Source organism: Klenkia sp. AC732, from assembly GCF_979256525.1.
Window position 1 is genome coordinate 51,623 of sequence record NZ_CEEDOS010000020.1, and the last position, 18,054, is coordinate 69,676.

At 75.4% G+C, this 18,054-nt stretch carries 19 protein-coding genes; 7 read left to right on the forward strand and 12 right to left on the reverse strand.

Annotated elements, in window-relative coordinates; all coding sequences use genetic code 11:
- Positions 1 to 7: 7 nt before the first annotated feature.
- Positions 8 to 376, reverse strand: coding sequence for a hypothetical protein (locus AC0IVP_RS11495; protein WP_471756677.1), 369 nt, complete (start codon positions 374 to 376; stop codon positions 8 to 10).
- Positions 373 to 1,476: a methylenetetrahydrofolate reductase gene (locus AC0IVP_RS11500; RefSeq protein ID WP_471756679.1), complete on the reverse strand. Its 1,104-nt coding sequence runs from the start codon at positions 1,474 to 1,476 to the stop codon at positions 373 to 375. The genes AC0IVP_RS11495 and AC0IVP_RS11500 overlap by 4 nt, the downstream gene beginning before the upstream one ends.
- A 126-nt stretch (positions 1,477 to 1,602) precedes the next feature.
- Here AC0IVP_RS11500 and AC0IVP_RS11505 point away from each other — a divergent pair, with 126 nt between their 5' ends.
- Entirely contained in the window at positions 1,603 to 2,568 is a 966-nt protein-coding gene (locus AC0IVP_RS11505) for an ATP-binding protein (protein WP_471756681.1), read from the forward strand.
- A gap of 4 nt (positions 2,569 to 2,572) precedes the next feature.
- Here the strand turns inward: AC0IVP_RS11505 and idi are convergent, their stop codons facing one another.
- The 6 genes from idi to paaA all read right to left on the reverse strand — a co-directional run bounded on the left by idi (position 2,573) and on the right by paaA (position 7,213).
- Complete coding sequence (gene idi, locus AC0IVP_RS11510) at positions 2,573 to 3,109, reverse strand: isopentenyl-diphosphate Delta-isomerase (RefSeq protein ID WP_471756683.1); 537 nt, start codon at positions 3,107 to 3,109, stop codon at positions 2,573 to 2,575.
- A 79-nt stretch (positions 3,110 to 3,188) separates the two neighbouring features.
- Positions 3,189 to 4,277: a 1,2-phenylacetyl-CoA epoxidase subunit PaaE gene (paaE, locus tag AC0IVP_RS11515; RefSeq protein WP_471756685.1), complete on the reverse strand. Its 1,089-nt coding sequence runs from the start codon at positions 4,275 to 4,277 to the stop codon at positions 3,189 to 3,191.
- Positions 4,277 to 4,813: a 1,2-phenylacetyl-CoA epoxidase subunit PaaD gene (paaD, locus tag AC0IVP_RS11520; RefSeq protein ID WP_471756687.1), complete on the reverse strand. Its 537-nt coding sequence runs from the start codon at positions 4,811 to 4,813 to the stop codon at positions 4,277 to 4,279. Before paaD ends, paaE begins: the two co-directional genes overlap by 1 nt.
- A gap of 11 nt (positions 4,814 to 4,824) precedes the next feature.
- A complete protein-coding gene (paaC, locus tag AC0IVP_RS11525) occupies positions 4,825 to 5,736 on the reverse strand; it encodes a 1,2-phenylacetyl-CoA epoxidase subunit PaaC (RefSeq protein WP_471756689.1) in 912 nt (303 codons plus the stop codon).
- 119 nt (positions 5,737 to 5,855) lie between these two features.
- A complete protein-coding gene (paaB, locus tag AC0IVP_RS11530; RefSeq protein ID WP_369800045.1) occupies positions 5,856 to 6,251 on the reverse strand; it encodes a 1,2-phenylacetyl-CoA epoxidase subunit PaaB in 396 nt (131 codons plus the stop codon).
- Positions 6,248 to 7,213, reverse strand: a complete 966-nt coding sequence (paaA, locus tag AC0IVP_RS11535; protein ID WP_056297205.1) for a 1,2-phenylacetyl-CoA epoxidase subunit PaaA — start codon at positions 7,211 to 7,213, stop codon at positions 6,248 to 6,250. The genes paaB and paaA overlap by 4 nt, the downstream gene beginning before the upstream one ends.
- Before the next feature lie 431 nt (positions 7,214 to 7,644).
- Here paaA and paaK point away from each other — a divergent pair, with 431 nt between their 5' ends.
- The 3 genes from paaK to paaZ are packed head-to-tail and all read left to right on the forward strand — an operon-like array spanning position 7,645 to position 11,695.
- Positions 7,645 to 9,006: a phenylacetate--CoA ligase PaaK gene (gene paaK, locus AC0IVP_RS11540; RefSeq protein ID WP_471756691.1), complete on the forward strand. Its 1,362-nt coding sequence runs from the start codon at positions 7,645 to 7,647 to the stop codon at positions 9,004 to 9,006.
- Positions 9,003 to 9,617: a TetR/AcrR family transcriptional regulator gene (locus AC0IVP_RS11545; RefSeq protein WP_056297200.1), complete on the forward strand. Its 615-nt coding sequence runs from the start codon at positions 9,003 to 9,005 to the stop codon at positions 9,615 to 9,617. The genes paaK and AC0IVP_RS11545 overlap by 4 nt, the downstream gene beginning before the upstream one ends.
- Positions 9,614 to 11,695: a phenylacetic acid degradation bifunctional protein PaaZ gene (gene paaZ, locus AC0IVP_RS11550; protein ID WP_471756693.1), complete on the forward strand. Its 2,082-nt coding sequence runs from the start codon at positions 9,614 to 9,616 to the stop codon at positions 11,693 to 11,695. The genes AC0IVP_RS11545 and paaZ overlap by 4 nt, the downstream gene beginning before the upstream one ends.
- Positions 11,696 to 11,725: 30 nt before the next feature.
- Here paaZ and AC0IVP_RS11555 read toward each other — a convergent pair whose 3' ends face one another.
- Positions 11,726 to 12,646: a diguanylate cyclase domain-containing protein gene (locus AC0IVP_RS11555; RefSeq protein ID WP_471756695.1), complete on the reverse strand. Its 921-nt coding sequence runs from the start codon at positions 12,644 to 12,646 to the stop codon at positions 11,726 to 11,728.
- A 108-nt stretch (positions 12,647 to 12,754) separates the two neighbouring features.
- Complete coding sequence (locus AC0IVP_RS11560; RefSeq protein WP_056297191.1) at positions 12,755 to 13,156, reverse strand: VOC family protein; 402 nt, start codon at positions 13,154 to 13,156, stop codon at positions 12,755 to 12,757.
- 81 nt (positions 13,157 to 13,237) lie between these two features.
- Here AC0IVP_RS11560 and AC0IVP_RS11565 point away from each other — a divergent pair, with 81 nt between their 5' ends.
- The 3 genes from AC0IVP_RS11565 to AC0IVP_RS11575 are packed head-to-tail and all read left to right on the forward strand — an operon-like array spanning position 13,238 to position 16,222.
- Positions 13,238 to 14,071, forward strand: coding sequence for an alpha/beta fold hydrolase (locus AC0IVP_RS11565; protein WP_471756697.1), 834 nt, complete (start codon positions 13,238 to 13,240; stop codon positions 14,069 to 14,071).
- On the forward strand, positions 14,068 to 15,129 hold the full coding sequence (locus AC0IVP_RS11570; RefSeq protein ID WP_471756699.1) for a winged helix DNA-binding domain-containing protein: 1,062 nt from the start codon (positions 14,068 to 14,070) through the stop codon (positions 15,127 to 15,129). Before AC0IVP_RS11565 ends, AC0IVP_RS11570 begins: the two co-directional genes overlap by 4 nt.
- A 37-nt stretch (positions 15,130 to 15,166) precedes the next feature.
- Entirely contained in the window at positions 15,167 to 16,222 is a 1,056-nt protein-coding gene (locus AC0IVP_RS11575; RefSeq protein ID WP_471756701.1) for an NAD-dependent epimerase/dehydratase family protein, read from the forward strand.
- 6 nt (positions 16,223 to 16,228) lie between these two features.
- Here AC0IVP_RS11575 and AC0IVP_RS11580 read toward each other — a convergent pair whose 3' ends face one another.
- Together AC0IVP_RS11580 and AC0IVP_RS11585 are read right to left on the reverse strand one after the other, a co-directional pair.
- Positions 16,229 to 16,906: a PaaI family thioesterase gene (locus tag AC0IVP_RS11580; RefSeq protein ID WP_471756703.1), complete on the reverse strand. Its 678-nt coding sequence runs from the start codon at positions 16,904 to 16,906 to the stop codon at positions 16,229 to 16,231.
- Positions 16,899 to 18,053, reverse strand: a complete 1,155-nt coding sequence (locus AC0IVP_RS11585; RefSeq protein WP_471756705.1) for an acyl-CoA dehydrogenase family protein — start codon at positions 18,051 to 18,053, stop codon at positions 16,899 to 16,901. The genes AC0IVP_RS11580 and AC0IVP_RS11585 overlap by 8 nt, the downstream gene beginning before the upstream one ends.
- Position 18,054: the final 1 nt, after the last annotated feature.

Genomic DNA, 18,054 nt, shown 5'->3' on the forward strand with positions numbered 1-18,054 from the left:
CCAGGCTTCACGCGGCCCGGGTGACGCCGTCCCGCAACGGGAGGGCCTGGCCCAGGGCGACCGCGGAGGCCAGCCCGCCCAGGTGCCGGGAGGCGTGCACGGCCGGCAGCATCGGCTCCAGGCACACCGGGACCACCTGCAGCTCGCCGGCCGCCCAGGCCGCAGGTCCCCCGACCCCGGCGCCGGCGTCGACCAGCAGCTCCCCCGCCCCGAGCCCCATCCGGTCGGCCAGCCACCGCAGTGCTCCCACGCTGCCCGACCCCCGGCACCCGGCCGGGACGGCGTGCCCGGGGCCCAGGGCGCGGGCGGCCTCCTCCGTCCACGCCGCGGCGACGCCGAACTCGTCGTCCATCGCGTCGCTGTCCAACCGGCTCATGCGGTGTCCTCCCCCGGGTGTCGCACGGTGTCGTGCACGGTGTCGTGCACGGGGTCGTGCACGGTGTCCTCCTTGATCCGGCGGGCGACCTCGGCCTTGACCCGGGCCCCCTCCAGCACGCCGCGGTCGCTGCCCAGCCCCGACAGGTCCACCCCGACGACCCCCTCGACGGCCAGCGCCGTCCGTGCGGCCTCGACGGCCGCGGCGATGCCGGCCTCCACCGGGTCCGAGGCACCGAGCACGGCGCGGACCACGGCGTCGTCCAGGTGCAGCCCGGGGAAGGCCTGCAGCACGCGTGCGGACCGCTCGTCGGTGAACACGGCGACGCCGGCGATGAAGGGCAGCCGCACCCCGACGGCACGGGCGGCGGGCACGAAGGCACGCAGCCGGGCCGGGCTGTGCACGTGGTTGAGCACGCAGAGCGCCGCCCCGGCCCGCTGCTTGGTGAGCAGCCGCCCGGGGCGGGCGTCCACCGGGGGTGCGTCCGGGGACTCGGGGACCGCGGCGGACAGACCGGCCCGGGCGGCCATCGCGGTGAGGCGTGGCCCGTCGACGTCGAACACCTGGGTGATGCCGGGCCGGACGCCGGGTCCGCGGGCGTCCCCGGTCACGCAGAGCACACCGTCGACCCCGACCAGGGCCAGTCCGGCCAGCTCCTGCTCCAGCACCAGCCGGTTGCGGTCCCGGCAGGCCAGCGTCGTCCAGGGCCGACCGCCGGCGGCCAGCACCTCACCCGCCAGCTGGGTGGGTGGCAGGTCGGGCCGGTTCTGGTGCTCGCCCACCAGGACGGCGTCGCTGTCGGGGGCCAGCGCGGACACCACGGCGCGGACCGACGCCGGGTCGAAGGGCGTCACCGTCAGGTCGGTCAGCACCACCGGGCGGCGGGCCGCCAGCTCCAGCAGTCCCCCGGGACGCGGCGGTGGCACGTCCACCGGGTGCGGCCACGGCGGGGCCGGGTCGTCCAGGAAGACGCACCGGTGGTCGGCGACCTCGCACCCGCCCGCGTCCGTGGGCCCGCCACAGGGGCCGAAGACCATCCGCTTGGGGCACCCGGGCCGCACCGGGAGCTCCGGGGCCGGGGACCCGGCCGTCGTCGTCACCCCTGCACGCTGCCCCGAACCGCCGTCGGGCAACCCCGTCGAGGGGCTGTGGGGAATGAGTGCCGGTGAACACGGTTACCAGCGCCCGGGCCGGGCACTCCAGCGCTCATGCCCCCCGTGCCCGCCGTGCCCGCACCCCTGGGTGGGCCGTCGGTCGGGTACCGGCACGTCGCGCACGTCACCAGCGCCGACGCCAGCGCCGTGGCGCAGGTCCTGCCCGTCCTGGCTGCCGGCCTCGAGCGGGGTGACCCCCTGGTGCTGGCCTGCTCCGACGAGCTGGCCCAGCTGCTGCGGGCCGGCCTGCCGGCCGATGCCCCGGTGGCGGTGGTGAGCGACGAGGTGCTCGACGGGCGCACCCCGACGGCCCTGGCGGGCTACACCGCGCTGCTCGACCAGCACGCCCCCGCCTCCGGACACCGCCTGCAGCTGGTCACCGACAGCACCCGGCACTGCGCCGGCATGACCGCGTGGCTGCAGACCGAGGCGCTGCTCAACCACGTGCTGGCCGACCGCGCACTGGACCACCTGTGCGTGGTCGACGAGGGGTCGCTGGGCGACGACGCGGCCCTCGCCCGGGCCACGCACCGCCTGCTGCTGCGCGACAACCGCGTGGTCGACAACCCGGCCTGGCGGGAGCCCGCCGAGATCCTGCGCGAGCTGGGCGACGCCGGTGCCGACCCGGCCGAGGAGACCAGCCCGACCCTGGTGTTCCAGGACGTCACCGACATGCGTGCACTCCGCCGGGGCCTGAACCAGGCGCTGCGCGGCGGGCCGCTGCCCGCCGACGACACCGAGGACCTGGTGCTCGCGATCGACGAGGTCACCGCGAACGCCGGGGAGCACGGCGTGCCCCCCGTCGACGTCCGCCTGTGGGTCGGCCCCGAGCAGGTGCTGTGCACCGTCAGCGACCGGGGCCCGGGCTTCGAGGAGCCGCTGGCCGGGTACGGGCCGGCGCACGGCACCGACCTGTCGGTGGGCGGCATGGGCCTGTGGCTGGCCCGCCGGGCGGTGGACCGGATGACCACCGGCCCCCGCACCCAGGACGGCGGCGGCTGCGTCGTGCGGCTGTCGATCGACCCGCGGACGCGCTGAGCGCTCAGCCCGCGGCCGGCACCAGCCCGGCCTGCTCGATCAACCGGGCCTGCTCCCGGCACCACGGGGACCAGGCGTCGCCCTCGGCCTCCTGGCGCGCGCGGAACGCCGGCCAGTCGAGCACCTCCCACTCCCCCGCCTCCGCGGGGTCGGGCCGGGGCTCGCCGACGAAGCGACCCACGTAGACCGGGCAGATCTCGTTCTCCACGACCCCGTCGAACTCGGCGCGGTACCGGTAGCCCGGCAGCGCCGGGGCCAGGTCGGTGACGCCCAGGCCCAGCTCGTCGGACGCCCGCCGGGCGATCGCAGCGGCGTCGTCCTCCCCGGGGCCGGGGTGGCCGCACACGGTGTTGGTCCACATGCCGGGGAAGGTCTGCTTCACCTGCGCGCGGCGGGTGACCAGCAGCCGGCCGGCGTCGTCGAAGAGGTAGGCGGAGAACGCCCGGTGCAGCGGGGTGTCGCCGTGGTGCACGAGCCGCTTGGGCATCGTCCCGACCTCCCGGCCGTCGTCGTCCACCAGCACGATGAGTTCTTCGGCCACGGCGCCATCGTCCCACGGTGCCCGGAGCGCCCGGCCGCGTCTCGGGCCCGCGACCGGGGCGCCGGGGACGTGGGCCGCCTCAGGCGTCGAAGTCGACGGTGACCTCGTCGGAGAGCGGCACGGTCTGGCAGGTCAGCACGTAGCCCCTGGCCACCTCGTCGGGGTCCAGCGCGTAGTTGCGGCGCATCTCGACCTCCCCGGCGGTGACCTTGGCCCGGCAGGTGCCGCAGACACCGCCCTTGCAGGCGAAGGGCAGGTCGGAGCGGACCCGCTGGGCGCTGTCGAGCACCGGTACGCCCTGCTCCAGGGCCAGCGTCGTCGACCGGCCGTCGAGCACGATGGTGACCTGGCTGGAGGGGCCGTCGACGACCTGGTCCTCGCCGCGGACCGGCGCGGGCGGCTCCCCGCCCTCGCCGTCGTCGACGAAGAACAGCTCCTGGTGCACCCGCTCGCGGGGCACCCCGAGCTCCTCGAGGAGCTCCTGGGCGTCGGTGACCATGCCGTGCGGGCCGCACAGCCACCAGTGCTCCACGTCCGGGACGTCGACGAGTGCGCCGACCAGGGTGCGCAGCCGGTCGCCGTCGAGCCGGCCGCTGGTGACCTCGGCGTCGCGGGGTTCCCGGGAGAGCACGTGCACCAGCTGCAGGCGTGCACCGAAGCGGTCCTTGAGGTCGGCCAGCTCGTCGGCGAACATGACGGTGTTCGTCCGGCGGTTGCCGTAGAAGACGGTCACCGTGGACTCGCCGTCCCGCAGCACCGTGCCGGCCAGGCTGAGCACCGGGGTGACCCCGGACCCGGCGACGACGAACACGTGGTCGGCCGGGGTGGACAGGTCCGCGGTGAAGGTGCCCGAGGGCGGCAGCACGTCGATGGTCTGCCCGGCCCGGACCTCGTTGACCAGCCAGGCGGAGAAGTAGCCACCGGGCACCTCGCGGACCCCGACCCGGGGGGCCGCGCCCATCGGGGCGCAGATCGAGTACGACCGGCGCTCGTCCCGGTCGCCGTCGACCCGGCGCAGGGTGAGCGCCTGGCCGGGGGCGAAGGCGTAGTCCTCGGCCAGCTCGGCCGGCACGTCGAAGGTGACCGCGACCGAGTCGTCGGTGAGCTGCTCGACCCGGGCTACGGTGAGCGGGTGGAACTGCGGGCGGCGGCGGGTGGGCGCGCTCATCAGATCTCCTTGACGTGCTCGAAGGGCTCGCGGCAGCTGCGGCAGCGGCGCAGCGCCTTGCAGGCGGTGCCGCTGAACTCGCTGAGCTCCTCGGTGTCGGGCGACCCGCAGAGCGGGCAGACCGCGGTGCGGCGGGTGGGGCCCAGGTCCAGTGGCACGGGGCCGGCGGCGCGCACCGGGGCGTCCCCGGGCGGGGCGATGCCGCCCTCGGTGAGCTTGCGGCGCCCGTCCTGGCTGATCCAGTCGGTGGACCACGGCGGGGACAGCACGGTGCGCACGTCGACGTCGGCGAACCCGGCCCGGTGCAGGGCGTGCACCAGGTCCGCGCGCATGACGCCCATGGCGGGGCAGCCGGAGTAGGTCGGGGTGATGGTGACGACGACGGTCCCGTCGTCGGCGGTGCGCACGTCCCGCAGCACGCCGAGGTCGGCCAGGGTCAGCATGGGCAGCTCGGGGTCGGTGACGGTCTCGGCGACCGCCCGGGGGTCCCGGGTGAGGGTCGCGCCCACCACGTCGCCCACCACGTCGCCGCTCACCACGTCGCCGTTCACCACGTCGCCGCCGGGTGCTCGCGGGCCAGGCCCTGCAGGGTGGCCAGCAGGGGGCCCATCTCGTCGGTGTGCTCGCCGGCGCGGCCGGGGCTGGGTCGGTCGGCGGGCCACTCAGGGACGGTGAGGGTGGCCCGCTCGAGGACCATCGTCAGCACGTCGCGGACCTCCTCGCGCACGTCCGCGGGGTCGACGGCGACACCGGTGGCGACCAGCCGGGTCTCGACGTCGGTGGCGGTGGACAGGTCCGCCAGCAGCGGCCAGACGGCGTCGACCCCGGCCTGCGCGCGGCGGTGCGACTCCTCGGTGCCGTCGCCCAGCCGCAGCACCCAGCGGGCGGCGTGGTCGCGGTGGTAGGTCAGCTCGGGCACGCCCTTGGCCGCGATCGCGGACAGCACCGGGTCCCGGGACTCCCGCAGCCGCACGAAGAGGGCCAGCCGGTGGGCGCTGGCGACCAGCAGTCGGACGAGGGTCTGGGCGTAGTCGCCGCCGTCGACCTCGACGAGGTGGTGGTTGCGGAACTCGTCGGCGTCCCGGAAGTAGGCCAGCGCGTCCTCGTCGGGGATCGAGTCGGTGGCCGTCTGCCGGCTGCGGCCCAGCACCCCGGCGGCACCGGCGCGGGCCAGCAGCAGCCGTGCCTGCCCGAGCAGGTCCAGGCCGCAGTTGGCGATCGCGACCTCCTCCTCGAGCTCGGGCGCCCGGGTGGTCCACTCGGTCAACCGCTGGCACAGCACCAGCGCGTCGTCCCCGAGCATGAGGCTGTACGCCCCCAGGTCGGCTGCGTCCACCCCCTCGGGGATGGTCGTGTCGACCCCGGCCAACGGGTCGTCGAACCCGGTCCCGAACGCCCACTGCCCCTCGCCCCCGTGAGCGTGGTCCAACGCGTCGTAGACGGTCTCTTCGTGCGCCATCGCAGCCGCACCTCTCTGTGTCGGGACGGGCCCACCGCGGGCGACGTGCTGGAACGGCCCCCTCCCAGGGGCCCCGGTCGTCCGAGGAACGAGGACGACCGGGGGTGGGAGGGGGTCCTTCAGATGTGCGGGACGTCGTCCGGGATCTCGTAGAACGTGGGGTGCCGGTAGACCTTGTCCCCGGCGGGGGCGAACATCGGGTCCTTCTCGTCCGGACTGGACGCGGTGATGTCGTTGGCCTGCACGACCCAGATGCTCACGCCCTCGTTGCGGCGGGTGAACACGTCGCGGGCGGCGTGCACGGCCATCTCATCGTCGGGGGCGTGCAGCGAGCCGACGTGCACGTGGTTGAGCCCGCGCTTGCCGCGGACGAACACCTCGTACAGCGGCCAGTCCCGGCGGGCGGTGGCCGCGGAGGGCTCCGCGCCGCTGGGCACCTCCGGCCCGGTGGGGACGGCGCCGTGGCCTCCCTCGGCCGTGGTCTCCCCGGCCGAGGGGGTGACCGGGCCGGTCACGACGCGTGCTTCGCGGCGTACGCGGTCGCCGCCTCGGTGACCCAGGCGTTGTCGTCGCGGGCGGCGCGGCGGCGGCTGACCCGCTCGGCGTTGCAGGGGCCGTTGCCGGAGATGACCTGCTTGAACTCGGCCCAGTCGATCTGGCCGAACCGGTGGCGCCCGGTCTCGGGGTCCAGCGCGAGCTCGGGGTCGGGCAGCGTCACGCCGAGCGCGGCGGCCTGCGGGACCGACATGTCGACGTAGCGCTGGCGCAGCTCGTCGTTGCTGTGCCGCTTGACGCCCCAGGCCATGGACTGCGCCGAGTTCGGGCTGTCGTCGTCCGGCGGGCCGAACATCATCAGCGAGGGCCACCACCAGCGGTCCACGGCGTCCTGCACCATGGCGCGCTGCTCGGGGGTGCCGCGCATCATCGTCATCAGCAGCTCGTAGCCCTGCCGCTGGTGAAAGGACTCCTCCTTGCAGACCCGGATCATGGCGCGGGCGTACGGGCCGTAGGAACTGCGGCACAGCGGGACCTGGTTGCAGATCGCGGCGCCGTCCACGAGCCAGCCGATGACGCCGCAGTCGGCGTAGGTCAGCGTCGGGTAGTTGAAGATCGAGGAGTACTTCTGCCGGCCCTCGATGAGCTTGTCGGTGAGGTCGGCCCGGTCGGCGCCGAGGGTCTCGGCCGCGGAGTACAGGTACATGCCGTGGCCGGCCTCGTCCTGGACCTTGGCCAGCAGGACGGCCTTGCGGCGCAGCGAGGGGGCGGCCAGCAGCCAGTCGCCCTCGGGCTGCATCCCGATGATCTCCGAGTGCGCGTGCTGGGCGATCTGCCGCACCAGGCCCTTGCGGTAGGCCTCGGGCATCCAGTCACGCGGCTCGACCCGGCGGTCGGCGGCGATGGTGGCGTCGAAGTGCGCCTGGAGCGCGGCCTCGTCGGGCGCGGCGGCGTCGGGGCGGTCGAGGGTCGGTGCAGACATCGGGATGAGCCTCCTGCGGTCAATTACTGACCAAGCGGTCGGTAATGAGTGTGCCGCAGTGACGGGAACCGCACAACCCCGACGCGCCACCCACCCGAACGGCCCACACCCGGCCACACCCGGCTTCACCCGGCCGCACCCGACCGCACCCAGCCGCACCCGGCCGCTCGGTGCGCGCCCACACCGCCGCCCCGGCAGGCCGCCCGGCCTGGGCGCGCACCGGGCACCCCGGTGCGCGTCGACGCCGCCACGGGGACGCAGACCCCGGCCCGGGCGCGCAGGCGGACCACGACTGCGCGGCACCCACACCCACTCCGCGGGCAGGCGGGCGGCGGGGCGGCCGACCGGGTGCGCGGGTTGACAGGCCAGCCCCGGGAGGGCTTGCATTACCGACCGAACGGTCAGTAACCGCAGCCTCCCCGGGAGTCCCCGTGACGACGACGTCCGCCAGCCCGACCGCGCAGCAGCCGGGCACCGCGAAGCGCCTGGGCCAGGCCCCCGACCCGGCGACGCTGGACCCGGCCGAACGGATGGGCGTCGACGAGCTGCGCGCCCTGCAGCTCGAGCGCCTGCAGTGGACCCTGCGGCACGCCTACGACAACGTCCCGCACTACCGCCGCTCCTTCGACGCGCACGGCGTGCACCCCGACGACTGCCGCTCGCTGGAGGACCTGGCCCGCTTCCCCACCACGTCCAAGGCCGACCTGCGGGAGAACTACCCCTTCGGCATGTTCGCCGTGCCCAAGGAGCAGGTGCGGCGGGTGCACGCCAGCTCGGGCACCACCGGCAAGCCCACCGTCGTCGGCTACACCGAGCGCGACATCGCGACCTGGGCCGGCGTCATGGCCCGCTCCATCCGCGCCGCCGGCGGGCGGGCCGGGGACACCCTGCACAACGCCTACGGGTACGGGCTGTTCACCGGCGGCCTGGGCGCGCACTACGGCGCCGAGGCGCTGGGCTGCACCGTCGTCCCGATCTCGGGTGGCATGACCCCGCGCCAGGTCCAGCTGATCGGTGACTTCCAGCCGCGGATCATCATGGTGACCCCCAGCTACATGCTCGCCGTCGTCGACGAGTTCGAGCGCCAGGGCATCGACCCACGCTCCTCCAGCCTGCAGGTCGGCATCTTCGGCGCCGAGCCCTGGACCGAGCAGATGCGGCAGGAGATGGAGGACCGGCTCGACATCGACGCGGTCGACATCTACGGCCTGTCCGAGGTCATGGGCCCGGGCATCAGCCAGGAGTGCGTGGAGACCAAGGACGGTCTGCACGTCTGGGAGGACCACTTCTACCCCGAGGTCGTCGACCCCACCACGGTGGAGCCGCTGGCCGAGGGCGAGGAGGGCGAGCTGCTGTTCACCTCGCTGACCAAGGAGGCGCTGCCGATCATCCGGTACCGCACCCGCGACCTGACCCGGCTGCTGCCGGGCACCGCACGCCCCGGCATGCGCCGGATGCAGAAGGTCACCGGCCGCACCGACGACATGATCATCCTGCGCGGGGTGAACCTCTTCCCGACCCAGATCGAGGAGGTCGTGCTGCGCACCCCGGGCCTGAGCCCGCACTTCGCCCTGGAGCTGTCCACCCGGGGTCGGATGGACCACCTCGTCGTCTCCGTCGAGGCCCGCCCGGACTGCCTGCCCGAGCGCCGCCCGGTCGCCGCCGCCGAGGTGCAGACCCTGGTCAAGGAGACCGTCGGCACCAGTGTCGAGGTCGTCGTGGTGGACCCCGCGACGCTGGCCCGCTCGATGGGCAAGCTGCAGCGGCTCACCGACCGGCGCGAGCGCCCGTGACGACGCCGGTCCGGCGCGGGCGGCCCGGGCACTCGCTGGACTCGCTGCTGGACACCGCGGTCGCGCTGTTCAACGAGCGGGGTTTCGAGGCCACCTCGATGGACGCTCTGGCCGAGCGGCTCGGCGTCACCAAGTCCGCGATCTACCACCACGTGTCCTCCAAGGGCGAGCTGCTCCGGCTGGCCCTGGACCGCGCACTGGACCGGCTGTTCGCGGTGCTCGGCGAACCCGGCGCACTGCAGGGCGCAGCGATCGAGCGGCTCGAGCACGTCGTGCGCGGGTCGGTCGGGGTGCTGACCGCGGAGCTGCCCTTCGTCACCCTGCTGCTGCGGGTGCGCGGCAACTCCCACGTGGAGTCCCTGGCCCTGCACCGCCGGCGCGAGTTCGACCGGCTGGTCACCGATCTGGTCCGGGACGCCGTCGCCGAGGGGTCGGTCCGCCCCGACGTCGACCCCGGCGTCACCAGCCGGTTGCTCTTCGGCACCGTCAACTCCCTCACCGAGTGGTACCGCCCCGGCGGCGGGCTGTCCCCCACCGACCTGGCCGACGGCCTGGTCACCACCCTCTTCGCCGGCCTGCGCACCCAGCCCCGACCCCAGGAGCACCGATGACCGCTGCACCCCGGACCACCGCACCCCTGACCGCCGCACCCCTGCTCGAGAGCTACGCGGCCGGCCGCTGGTGGGCCAGCGACGACGAGGGCGCCCCACTGCCCGACGCGGTCACCGGGGAGACCGTGGCGCGGATCAGCAGCCGCGGCCTGGACGTCGCCGGGATGGTCGCGCACGCCCGCACGGTCGGCGGCCCGGCGCTGCGCGAGCTGACGTTCCACCAGCGGGCCGGCCTGCTCAAGGCCGTCGCGCTGCAGCTGATGGCCCGCAAGGACGAGTTCTACGCCCTGTCCCACCGCACCGGCGCCACCGACGGCGACAACGCCGTCGACATCGACGGCGGCTTCGGCACGGTGCTGTCCTACGCGTCCACCGGCCGCCGCGAGCTGCCCGACGACACCCTGGTGCTCGACGGGCCGCCGACCCCGCTGGGTCGCGGTGGCACCTTCCTCGGCCAGCACGTCTACACCTCGCTGACCGGGGTCGCCGTCCAGGTCAACGCCTTCAACTTCCCGGTCTGGGGCATGTTGGAGAAGCTCGCACCGGCGTTCCTGGCCGGGATGCCCACGATCGTGAAGCCCGCCTCGCAGACCGCCTACCTGACCGAGGCGGTGTTCCGGGCGGTGGTGGAGACCGGGCTGCTGCCCGAGGGGTCGGTGCAGCTGCTGGCCGGGTCGGCATCCGGGCTGCTGGACTGCCTGGACGGCCAGGACCTGGTCGGGTTCACCGGATCGGCGACGACGGCGGCGCTGCTGCGCAGCCACCCCGCGGTCACCGAGCGCGCCGTCCGCTTCAACGCCGAGGCCGACTCGCTGAACTGCTCGGTGCTGGGGCCGGACGCCGGCCCGGACACCCCCGAGTTCGACCTGTTCGTCCGCGGGCTGGTCACCGAGATGACGGTCAAGGCCGGCCAGAAGTGCACCGCGATCCGCCGGGCGATCGTGCCCCGCCAGCACGTGGACGCCGTCGTCGAGGCCGCCCGGGCGCAGCTCGCGCAGGTCGTCGTCGGCGCCCCGGGGGCCGACGGCGTGACCATGGGCGCGCTGGCCTCGCGGGACCAGCGCGAGGAGGTGCTGCGGGCGGTGGACCGGCTGCGCACCCACGCCGAGCTGGTGGTGGGCGACCCGACCGACTTCGCCGTCACCGGCGCGGACCGGGAGCGTGGGGCGTTCCTGCCGCCGATGCTGCTGCGCTGCGACGACGCGGCCGCCCCCGAGCCGCACGACGTCGAGGCGTTCGGCCCGGTCGCCACGGTGCTGCCCTACGACGGGTTGCCGGACGCGATCACGCTGGCCCGACGCGGCCAGGGATCGCTGGTGGCCAGCCTGGTCACCCACGACCCCGCCGTCGCCCGGGAGTTCGTGCTGGGCGCGGGCTCCGCCCACGGCCGGGTGCACGTGCTGGACCGCGACGACGCCGGGGAGTCCACCGGCCACGGCTCGCCGCTGCCGGTGCTGGTGCACGGCGGCCCGGGCCGGGCCGGTGGCGGGGAGGAGCTCGGCGGGGTCCGCGGCGTGCTGCACCACATGCAGCGCACCGCGGTCCAGGGCTCCCCCGACCTGCTCACCGGGGTCGGCCGGCGCTGGGTCGCCGGCGCCCGCCGCACCGAGGACGGCGTGCACCCCTTCCGCAAGTCGCTGGCCGAGCTCCGGATCGGGGACTCGGTGACGGCGGGCCCGCGGGAGATCACGCTGGCCGACATCGAGCACTTCGCCGAGTTCACCGGCGACACGTTCTACGCCCACATGGACGAGGCGGCGGCCGCGGCCAACCCGCTGTTCGGCGGCCGGGTCGCGCACGGCTACCTGGTGCTCAGCTGGGCCGCAGGCCTGTTCGTCGACCCCGACCCGGGCCCGGTGCTGGCCAACTACGGCCTGGACTCCCTGCGGCTGCTCACCCCGGTGAAGCCCGGGGAGCAGGTGACGGTGACGCTGACCTGCAAGCAGATCACCCCGCGCGGGGGCGCCGACCACGGCGAGGTCCGCTGGGACGCCGTCGTCGTCGACTCCGCGGGCAGCCCGGTGGCCACCTACGACGTGCTCACCATGGTCGCCAGGACCTGGCCGCCGGCCGGCTGAGGGGGCCGCGCGGTCGGGCGGCGCGGCCGGTCAGGAGCTGCGCGTGCAGGACTTCTGCCGGTACATGGCCACATCGGCGTCGTGCAGCAGGGAGCCCGCGGTGTCGGTGGGCGTCCGGCGCACCGCCAGGCCGATGCTCGCGCCCACGGTGACCGGGGTGCCGCTGGGCAACCCGACCGGGAGTGACAGGTCGTCGACCAGCCGCTCGACCCAGCCACGCGCCTCCTCGGCCGCGCAGCCGCGCAGCAGGACGACGAACTCGTCGCCCCCGATCCGTGCGACGGCGTCGTCCGGCCGGCAACGCGCCAGCAGCCGCCGGGCGGTCTCGCGCAGGACCTCGTCCCCGGCCGCGTGTCCCCGGTCGTCGTTGACCTCCTTGAAGCGGTCGAGGTCGATCAGCAGGACGCTGAACGCCGTGACGTCCGGGTGGGCGAGTTCGGCCTGCACCCGCCCGGTCCAGCTGGCCCGGTTCAGCAGTCCGGTCAGCCCGTCGTGCTCGGCGAGCACGCGGAGCTCGTCCTCGAGCGCGCGCCGGGCGACAAGCGTCCGTTCCAGGGCGTCCACGACGTCGTTGAACGTCACCGCCGGGGCCGCGAACGCGTCCCGGGAGAGCACCGGCACTCGGTGTGACGCCGTGACGGTGACCGTGTCCCCGGAGTGGGCCAGGGCCGAAGCGACGGCCTGCATGCCCCGGGCCAACCTCCGCAGCCGGCGCCCCAGCACCAGCCGCACGAGCAGCATGTTGAGTCCGGCGACGAGCACGCCGGCGGCGACGCAGACGGCCCGGAAGACCGGCCGGTCGGCGGCATCGGCGTCCGCGACGTCGAGCAGCACCACCATCGGGGGGAAGCTGAGGCCCACGAGGACCCCGAGGGTGACCATGCAGAGCGCCAGGACCTGCACGGAGTCGTGGCGGGAGAACCCGCGCCGGGGCGGGAGGGGCGTCGACACAGGCACCTCCTACGGGGAGTGCGGACTACCACCCATCGTCGCGTTCCCGCAGGTCCTGGACGTGCGAGCGGGGCATCCCCCTCCCTGGAGGGAGGCCCCGCCCGGGGTTCACGCGGCCGGCGGGGCCATCAGCTCCAGGGCGATGTTGTCGGGGTCGCGGAACTCCAGGATGTAGCCGGCGCCGATGTCCTTGACGCCCTCGTGCGCGATGCCGAGTGAGTCCAGGTGCGCGGCGGCCTCGTCCAGCGCCTCGCGGGAGGAGACGGCGAAGGCCACGTGGTCCAGGCCGGTGCGGTCTTCGCTGAACTCGTCCTCCGACACCGGGCGCAGGCCCAGCAGGGACTCCCCGAGGGCGTAGATGACACCGCCGAAGGCGAAGTCCGGGGCTCCCTCGGCCTGGCCGTCGATGGCGACCGGCAGGGCGAAGACGCTGTCGTAGAACGCCCGGGACCGGTCGATGTCGGTGACGGTGAGCCGGACGTGCGCGTAGTGGGTCGTGGTGATCGGCATGGGCCCGGTGTGCCCGATCCGGACGCTCCCAACCGGACGCACGCGGCTGCACCTGTCGGACCCACCCGGCATCCTGGGCCGGTGGACACCTTCAGCCGCGACGGCCTGACCTTCGACGTCCGGGACGCCGGCCCCGCCGGCGGCCCACCGGTGGTGCTGCTGCACGGCTTCCCGCAGCACGCCGGCAGCTGGGACCGGGTCGCCCCGGTGCTGCACGGCGCGGGTCTGCGCACGCTGGCGCCCGACCAGCGCGGCTACTCCCCCGCGGCCCGTCCACGGGGGCGGCGGGCCTACGTCGTCCGCGAGCTGGTGGACGACGTCCGGGCGCTGCTGGACACCGCCGGGCTGGAGCGTGCGCACGTGGTCGGGCACGACTGGGGCGCGATGGTGGCCTGGGCGCTGGCCGCCTGGCACCCGGACCGGGTGGCCACGCTGACCGCGGTCTCGGTGCCGCACCCGGCCGCGTTCACGAGGTCCTTCCTCACCAGCTCGCAGGGCGTGAAGTCGGCCTACATGGCGTTCTTCCAGCTGCCCGGGGTGCCCGAGGCGCTGCTGACCCGCGGCAACGGAGCCGTCCTGCGCGACCTGCTGGTGCGGTCCGGGATGCCGCGCGCCGACGCCGAGGACACCGTCTCCCGGCTGCGGCCCGCGGGGGCGCTGACCGCGGCGCTGGACTGGTACCGGGCCCTGCCGCTGGGGGTCTCGGACCCGGTGGGCCGGGTCCGGGTGCCCACGCTGCACGTGTGGAGCGACCGGGACGGGTTCCTCGGCCGGGCCGGCACCGAGGCCACCGCCGGCCACGTCACCGGGGAGTACCGGCTGGAGGTGCTCGAGGGCGTGACGCACTGGGTGCCCGAGACCGCCGCCGACCGGCTCGGGGAGCTGGTCACCGCGCACGTGCGGGCCCACGGGTGAACCGGGCGGCGGTGCTGGCCCGCCGGGTCCGGGCCCAGCAGCTGGACCGCTCCACCGGCACCGTCGCGGACACGGCGGTCCTCGACCTCGGCGTGCAGGACACCGGCCCCGACGGCGCGCGCTGGGCGCTGGCCGTCCGCGGCCTGACCGACCCGGAGCCCGCCGACCTGGCCACCGTCTGGTCGCTGCGCGGGGCACCGCACGTCCACCGCCGCGCCGACCTGCCCGGGGTGGCCGCCGCCACCGCCCCCTGGTCCGACGCCGACGCGGCCAAGCGGGTCTTCGACGCGGCGAAGCCGCTGAAGGCGGCCGGGATCGGCGTCCGGGAGGCCCTGGACGTCGTCGCGGCGACCATGCGGGAGGTCGTCACCGCACCGATGGTCAAGGGCGAGCTGTCCGCCGCGCTCACCGCCCGGCTGCCCGCGCCCTACCTGCGGCGGTGCGGCCCCTGCCGGGCGGTGCACACCTTCGAGCAGCCCTTCCGGCTGGCCGCGCTGCGCGCCGGCCTGGAGCTGCAGCCGGGCACCTCGCCGCCGGTGCTGCAGCCGATCCCCGGGTTCACGGTCGCCGAGGCACCGGAAGAGGGGCTCGACGTCGTCCGGGCGTACCTGCGGCTGCACGGCCCGGCCACACCGGCCCAGGTCGCCGCCTACCTGGACGCACCGGTGGCGGAGGTGCGGGCGCACTGGCCCGGGGACGCCGAGCCGGCCGACGTCGAGGGTCAGCGGCGCTGGGTGCTGCCCGGGGGCCCACCCGGCGACCCGGTCCGCGGCACCCGGCTGCTGGCCCCCTTCGACCCGTTCCTGCAGACCCGGGACCGCGAGCTGCTGGTGCCCGACGCGGCCCGGCGGAAGGAGCTCTGGCCCACCCTCGGGCGCCCCGGTGCGGTGCTGGTCGACGGCGAGCCGGCCGGGGTCTGGCGCCCCCGCGCAGCCGGAGGGCGGCTGGCCGTGCTGCTGACCCCGTGGCGGGACGTGCGCCCGGCCGACGTCGAGGACCAGGCCGAGCAGCTGGCCGTCACCCGTGGCCTGGCTCCCGGCGGCGTCACCCTCGGCTGACCGGGTAGGCCCCCGCAGACGCGGGTAGGGCCAGGGCATGACCTCTCCCGCCGACACCGGCCACCTCGACGGACAGACCGTCGCCGTCACCGGCGCGACCGGCAACGTGGGGACGGCGTTCCTGCGCCAGCTCTCCCGCGCCCCGATCGCCCAGGTCCGCGGTCTCTCCCGCCGTCAGGCCCCGGACACCGCGCCGTACGACAGCGTCTTCTGGCACCACACCGACCTCGGCACCCCGGAGAGCGCCACCGTGCTGGCCGAGTTCCTGGACGGCGCGAGCACGCTGGTGCACTGCGCGTGGGCGCTGCAGCCGGGACGCGAGCCCGACCTGCTGCACGAGATCAACGTGGAGGGCACCCGTCGGGTCCTGCACGCCGCCGGTGCCGCCGGGGTCGGGCACGTCGTGGTGCTGTCCTCGCTGGGCGCCTACGCCGGCGGCGACCCGGCCTCGCGGGTGACCGAGGACTTCCCGACCACCGGGGTGCCCAGCGCGCAGTACAGCCGGGACAAGGTCGCCGTCGAGCAGCTGGTCCGGGAGTTCGCCGCCACGCACCCCGACGTCACGGTGACCGTCGTCCGCCCGACGCTGGTGCTGCAGGCCGACGCGGCCAGCGCCATCGGCCGCTACTTCCTGGGCCCGCTGCTGCTCGGCGTGGCCAAGCGGGTGCCCGCCACGATCGCGTCGAGGCTGCCGCTGCCGCTGCCCTCCTCGCTGCACCTGGGCCTGGTGCACGCCGACGACGTCGCCGACGCCCTGGCCCGGATCGTCGACCGCCGCGCAGGGGGTGCCTTCAACCTGTCCGCGGACCCGGTGATGGACGCCGACCAGATCGCGACCGCGCTGGGCACGGTCCGAGTGCCGGTCCCCGGCGCGGTGCTGCGCGCCGGGCTGTCCGCGGCGTTCCACGCCCGGCTGGTGCCCACCGAGCCGGGTTGGCTGGACATCGCCCTGCAGATCCCGGCCCTGGACTCCACCAGGGCGAAGACGGTGCTGGGCTGGGAGCCGCTGCACCGCGGCAACCGGATGCTGCCGGAGTTCGTGGCCGCGCTGTCCCGCGGCGAGGGCGCGCAGGGCCCGGTCCTGCACGGCTGAGCGGCGTCAGCCCCGGGAGGTCCACGCGTCGACGACGTGGCTGACACCGGCGAACGTCGCCGCCGCGGCCTCCGGGCGCAACGCCACGAAGAGGCCGTCGGCCTCGGCGAGGACGGTGTCCGGGGCGTCGGCGGCGGCGACGGTGGCGTGCGCCGTCGTCCGCCTGCCCTCGGTACCGGTGACCCGGGCGTCGAGCACCAGCCGGACGCCCAACCGGACCGGGCGGCGGTAGGTCACGGTCAGGGTGGCGGTGAGACCGCCGGCCCCGGCGACCCGGACGGCCCGGGCCAGCACGTGGTCCAGCAGCATCGCGGTCGTGCCGCCGTGCACCAGCCCGGGTGGCCCCTCGTGCGTCTTCCCCAGGGTCGCGGTGGCGTGCACGCCGTCCCGACCGGCCGACCCCAGCTCCAGGGGCGGCGCGACCGGGCTGCCCGGCCCGTAGACCGGGGAGTACCAGCGCTCCCCGGCCGCCGGGTCGTCGCAGCCGGCGACGTCGCGCAGCCCGCGGGCACCCACCCCCAGCCGGGCGGTCAGCTCCCGGGCCGACGCCGCGACGGCGGCCAGTTCTCCCTCGGGCACCTCGGTGAGCACGCACGCCTCGACCAGCTCGCGCAGCGCCGTCCCGAGCTCGGCGACGGCGGCCCGGCGCTGCTCCCGCGCTGCGCCGGTGAGCAGCTCAGCCACGGGCCATGCCCGCCTCGCGCAGCAGCGCGCCGCCGATGATCACCTTCTGCACCTCGCTGGTGCCCTCGTAGAGCCGGTAGAGCCGGGCGTCCCGGTAGAACCGCTCGACCGGGGTGCTGCGCAGGTAGCCCAGCCCGCCGTGCACCTGCACGGCGCGGTCGGTGGCCCGCCCGACCATCTCCGAGCAGAACAGCTTGGCCGCCGACGGGCCGACCGAGGTGTCCTCGCCGCTGTCGTAGCGGGCCGCGACGTCCACGACCATCGCCCGCGCGGCCAGCAGCTCGGTGTGGCTGTCGGCCAGCATCGCCTGGACCAGCTGGAATCGGCCGATCGGCGCCCCGCCCTGCTTGGCGGTCGCCGCGTAGGCGACCGACTCGTCGAGCACCCGCTGGGCCATCCCCACGCACAGCGCGGCCACGTGCAGCCGGCCGCGGGAGAGCACGGTGAGGGCCTTGGCGTACCCGCGGCCCTCCTCACCGACCAGCGCGTCGGCCGGCACCCGGACGTCGTCGAGGAAGACCTCCGCGGTCCACGCCCCGGACTGGCCGGTCTTGCGGTCGTGCGGGCCGACGGTCACCCCCGGCGTCGAGGCCGGGACGACGAAGGAGGAGATGCCCCGCCCGCCGGTCTGCGCCGGGTCCGAGCGGGCGAAGACGACGAACAGGTCGGCGATCGGGGCGTTGGTGATGTACCGCTTGCCCCCGTCGAGCACCCACCCCTCGCCGTCCCGGCGGGCGGTGGTGCGCAGGCCCGCGGGGTCCGAGCCGGCCTCGGCCTCGGTGAGCGCGAAGGAGCCGATCAGCTCCCCGGCCGCCAGCCCCGGCAGCCAGGCCTGCTTCTGCGCGTCGCTGCCGAACCGGGCCACGACCTGACCGGCGATGCCGTTGTTGGTGCCGAACAGCGAGCGGAAGGCCGGGGAGGTGTAGCCGAACTCGAAGGCCAGCTGCACGTCCTCGCTCATCGTGACGCCGAGGCCGCCGAACTCCTCGGGGAGGGCGTAGCCGAACAGGCCCATCTCCGCCGCGGCCTGCCGCAGATCGTCGGGCACCCGGTCGGTCTCCTCGATCTCCTCCTCGCGCGGGACGACGACGTCGCGCACCAGCCGGCGCACGGCATCCCTGACCTGGGTGAAGTCCTCGGTGTCCACG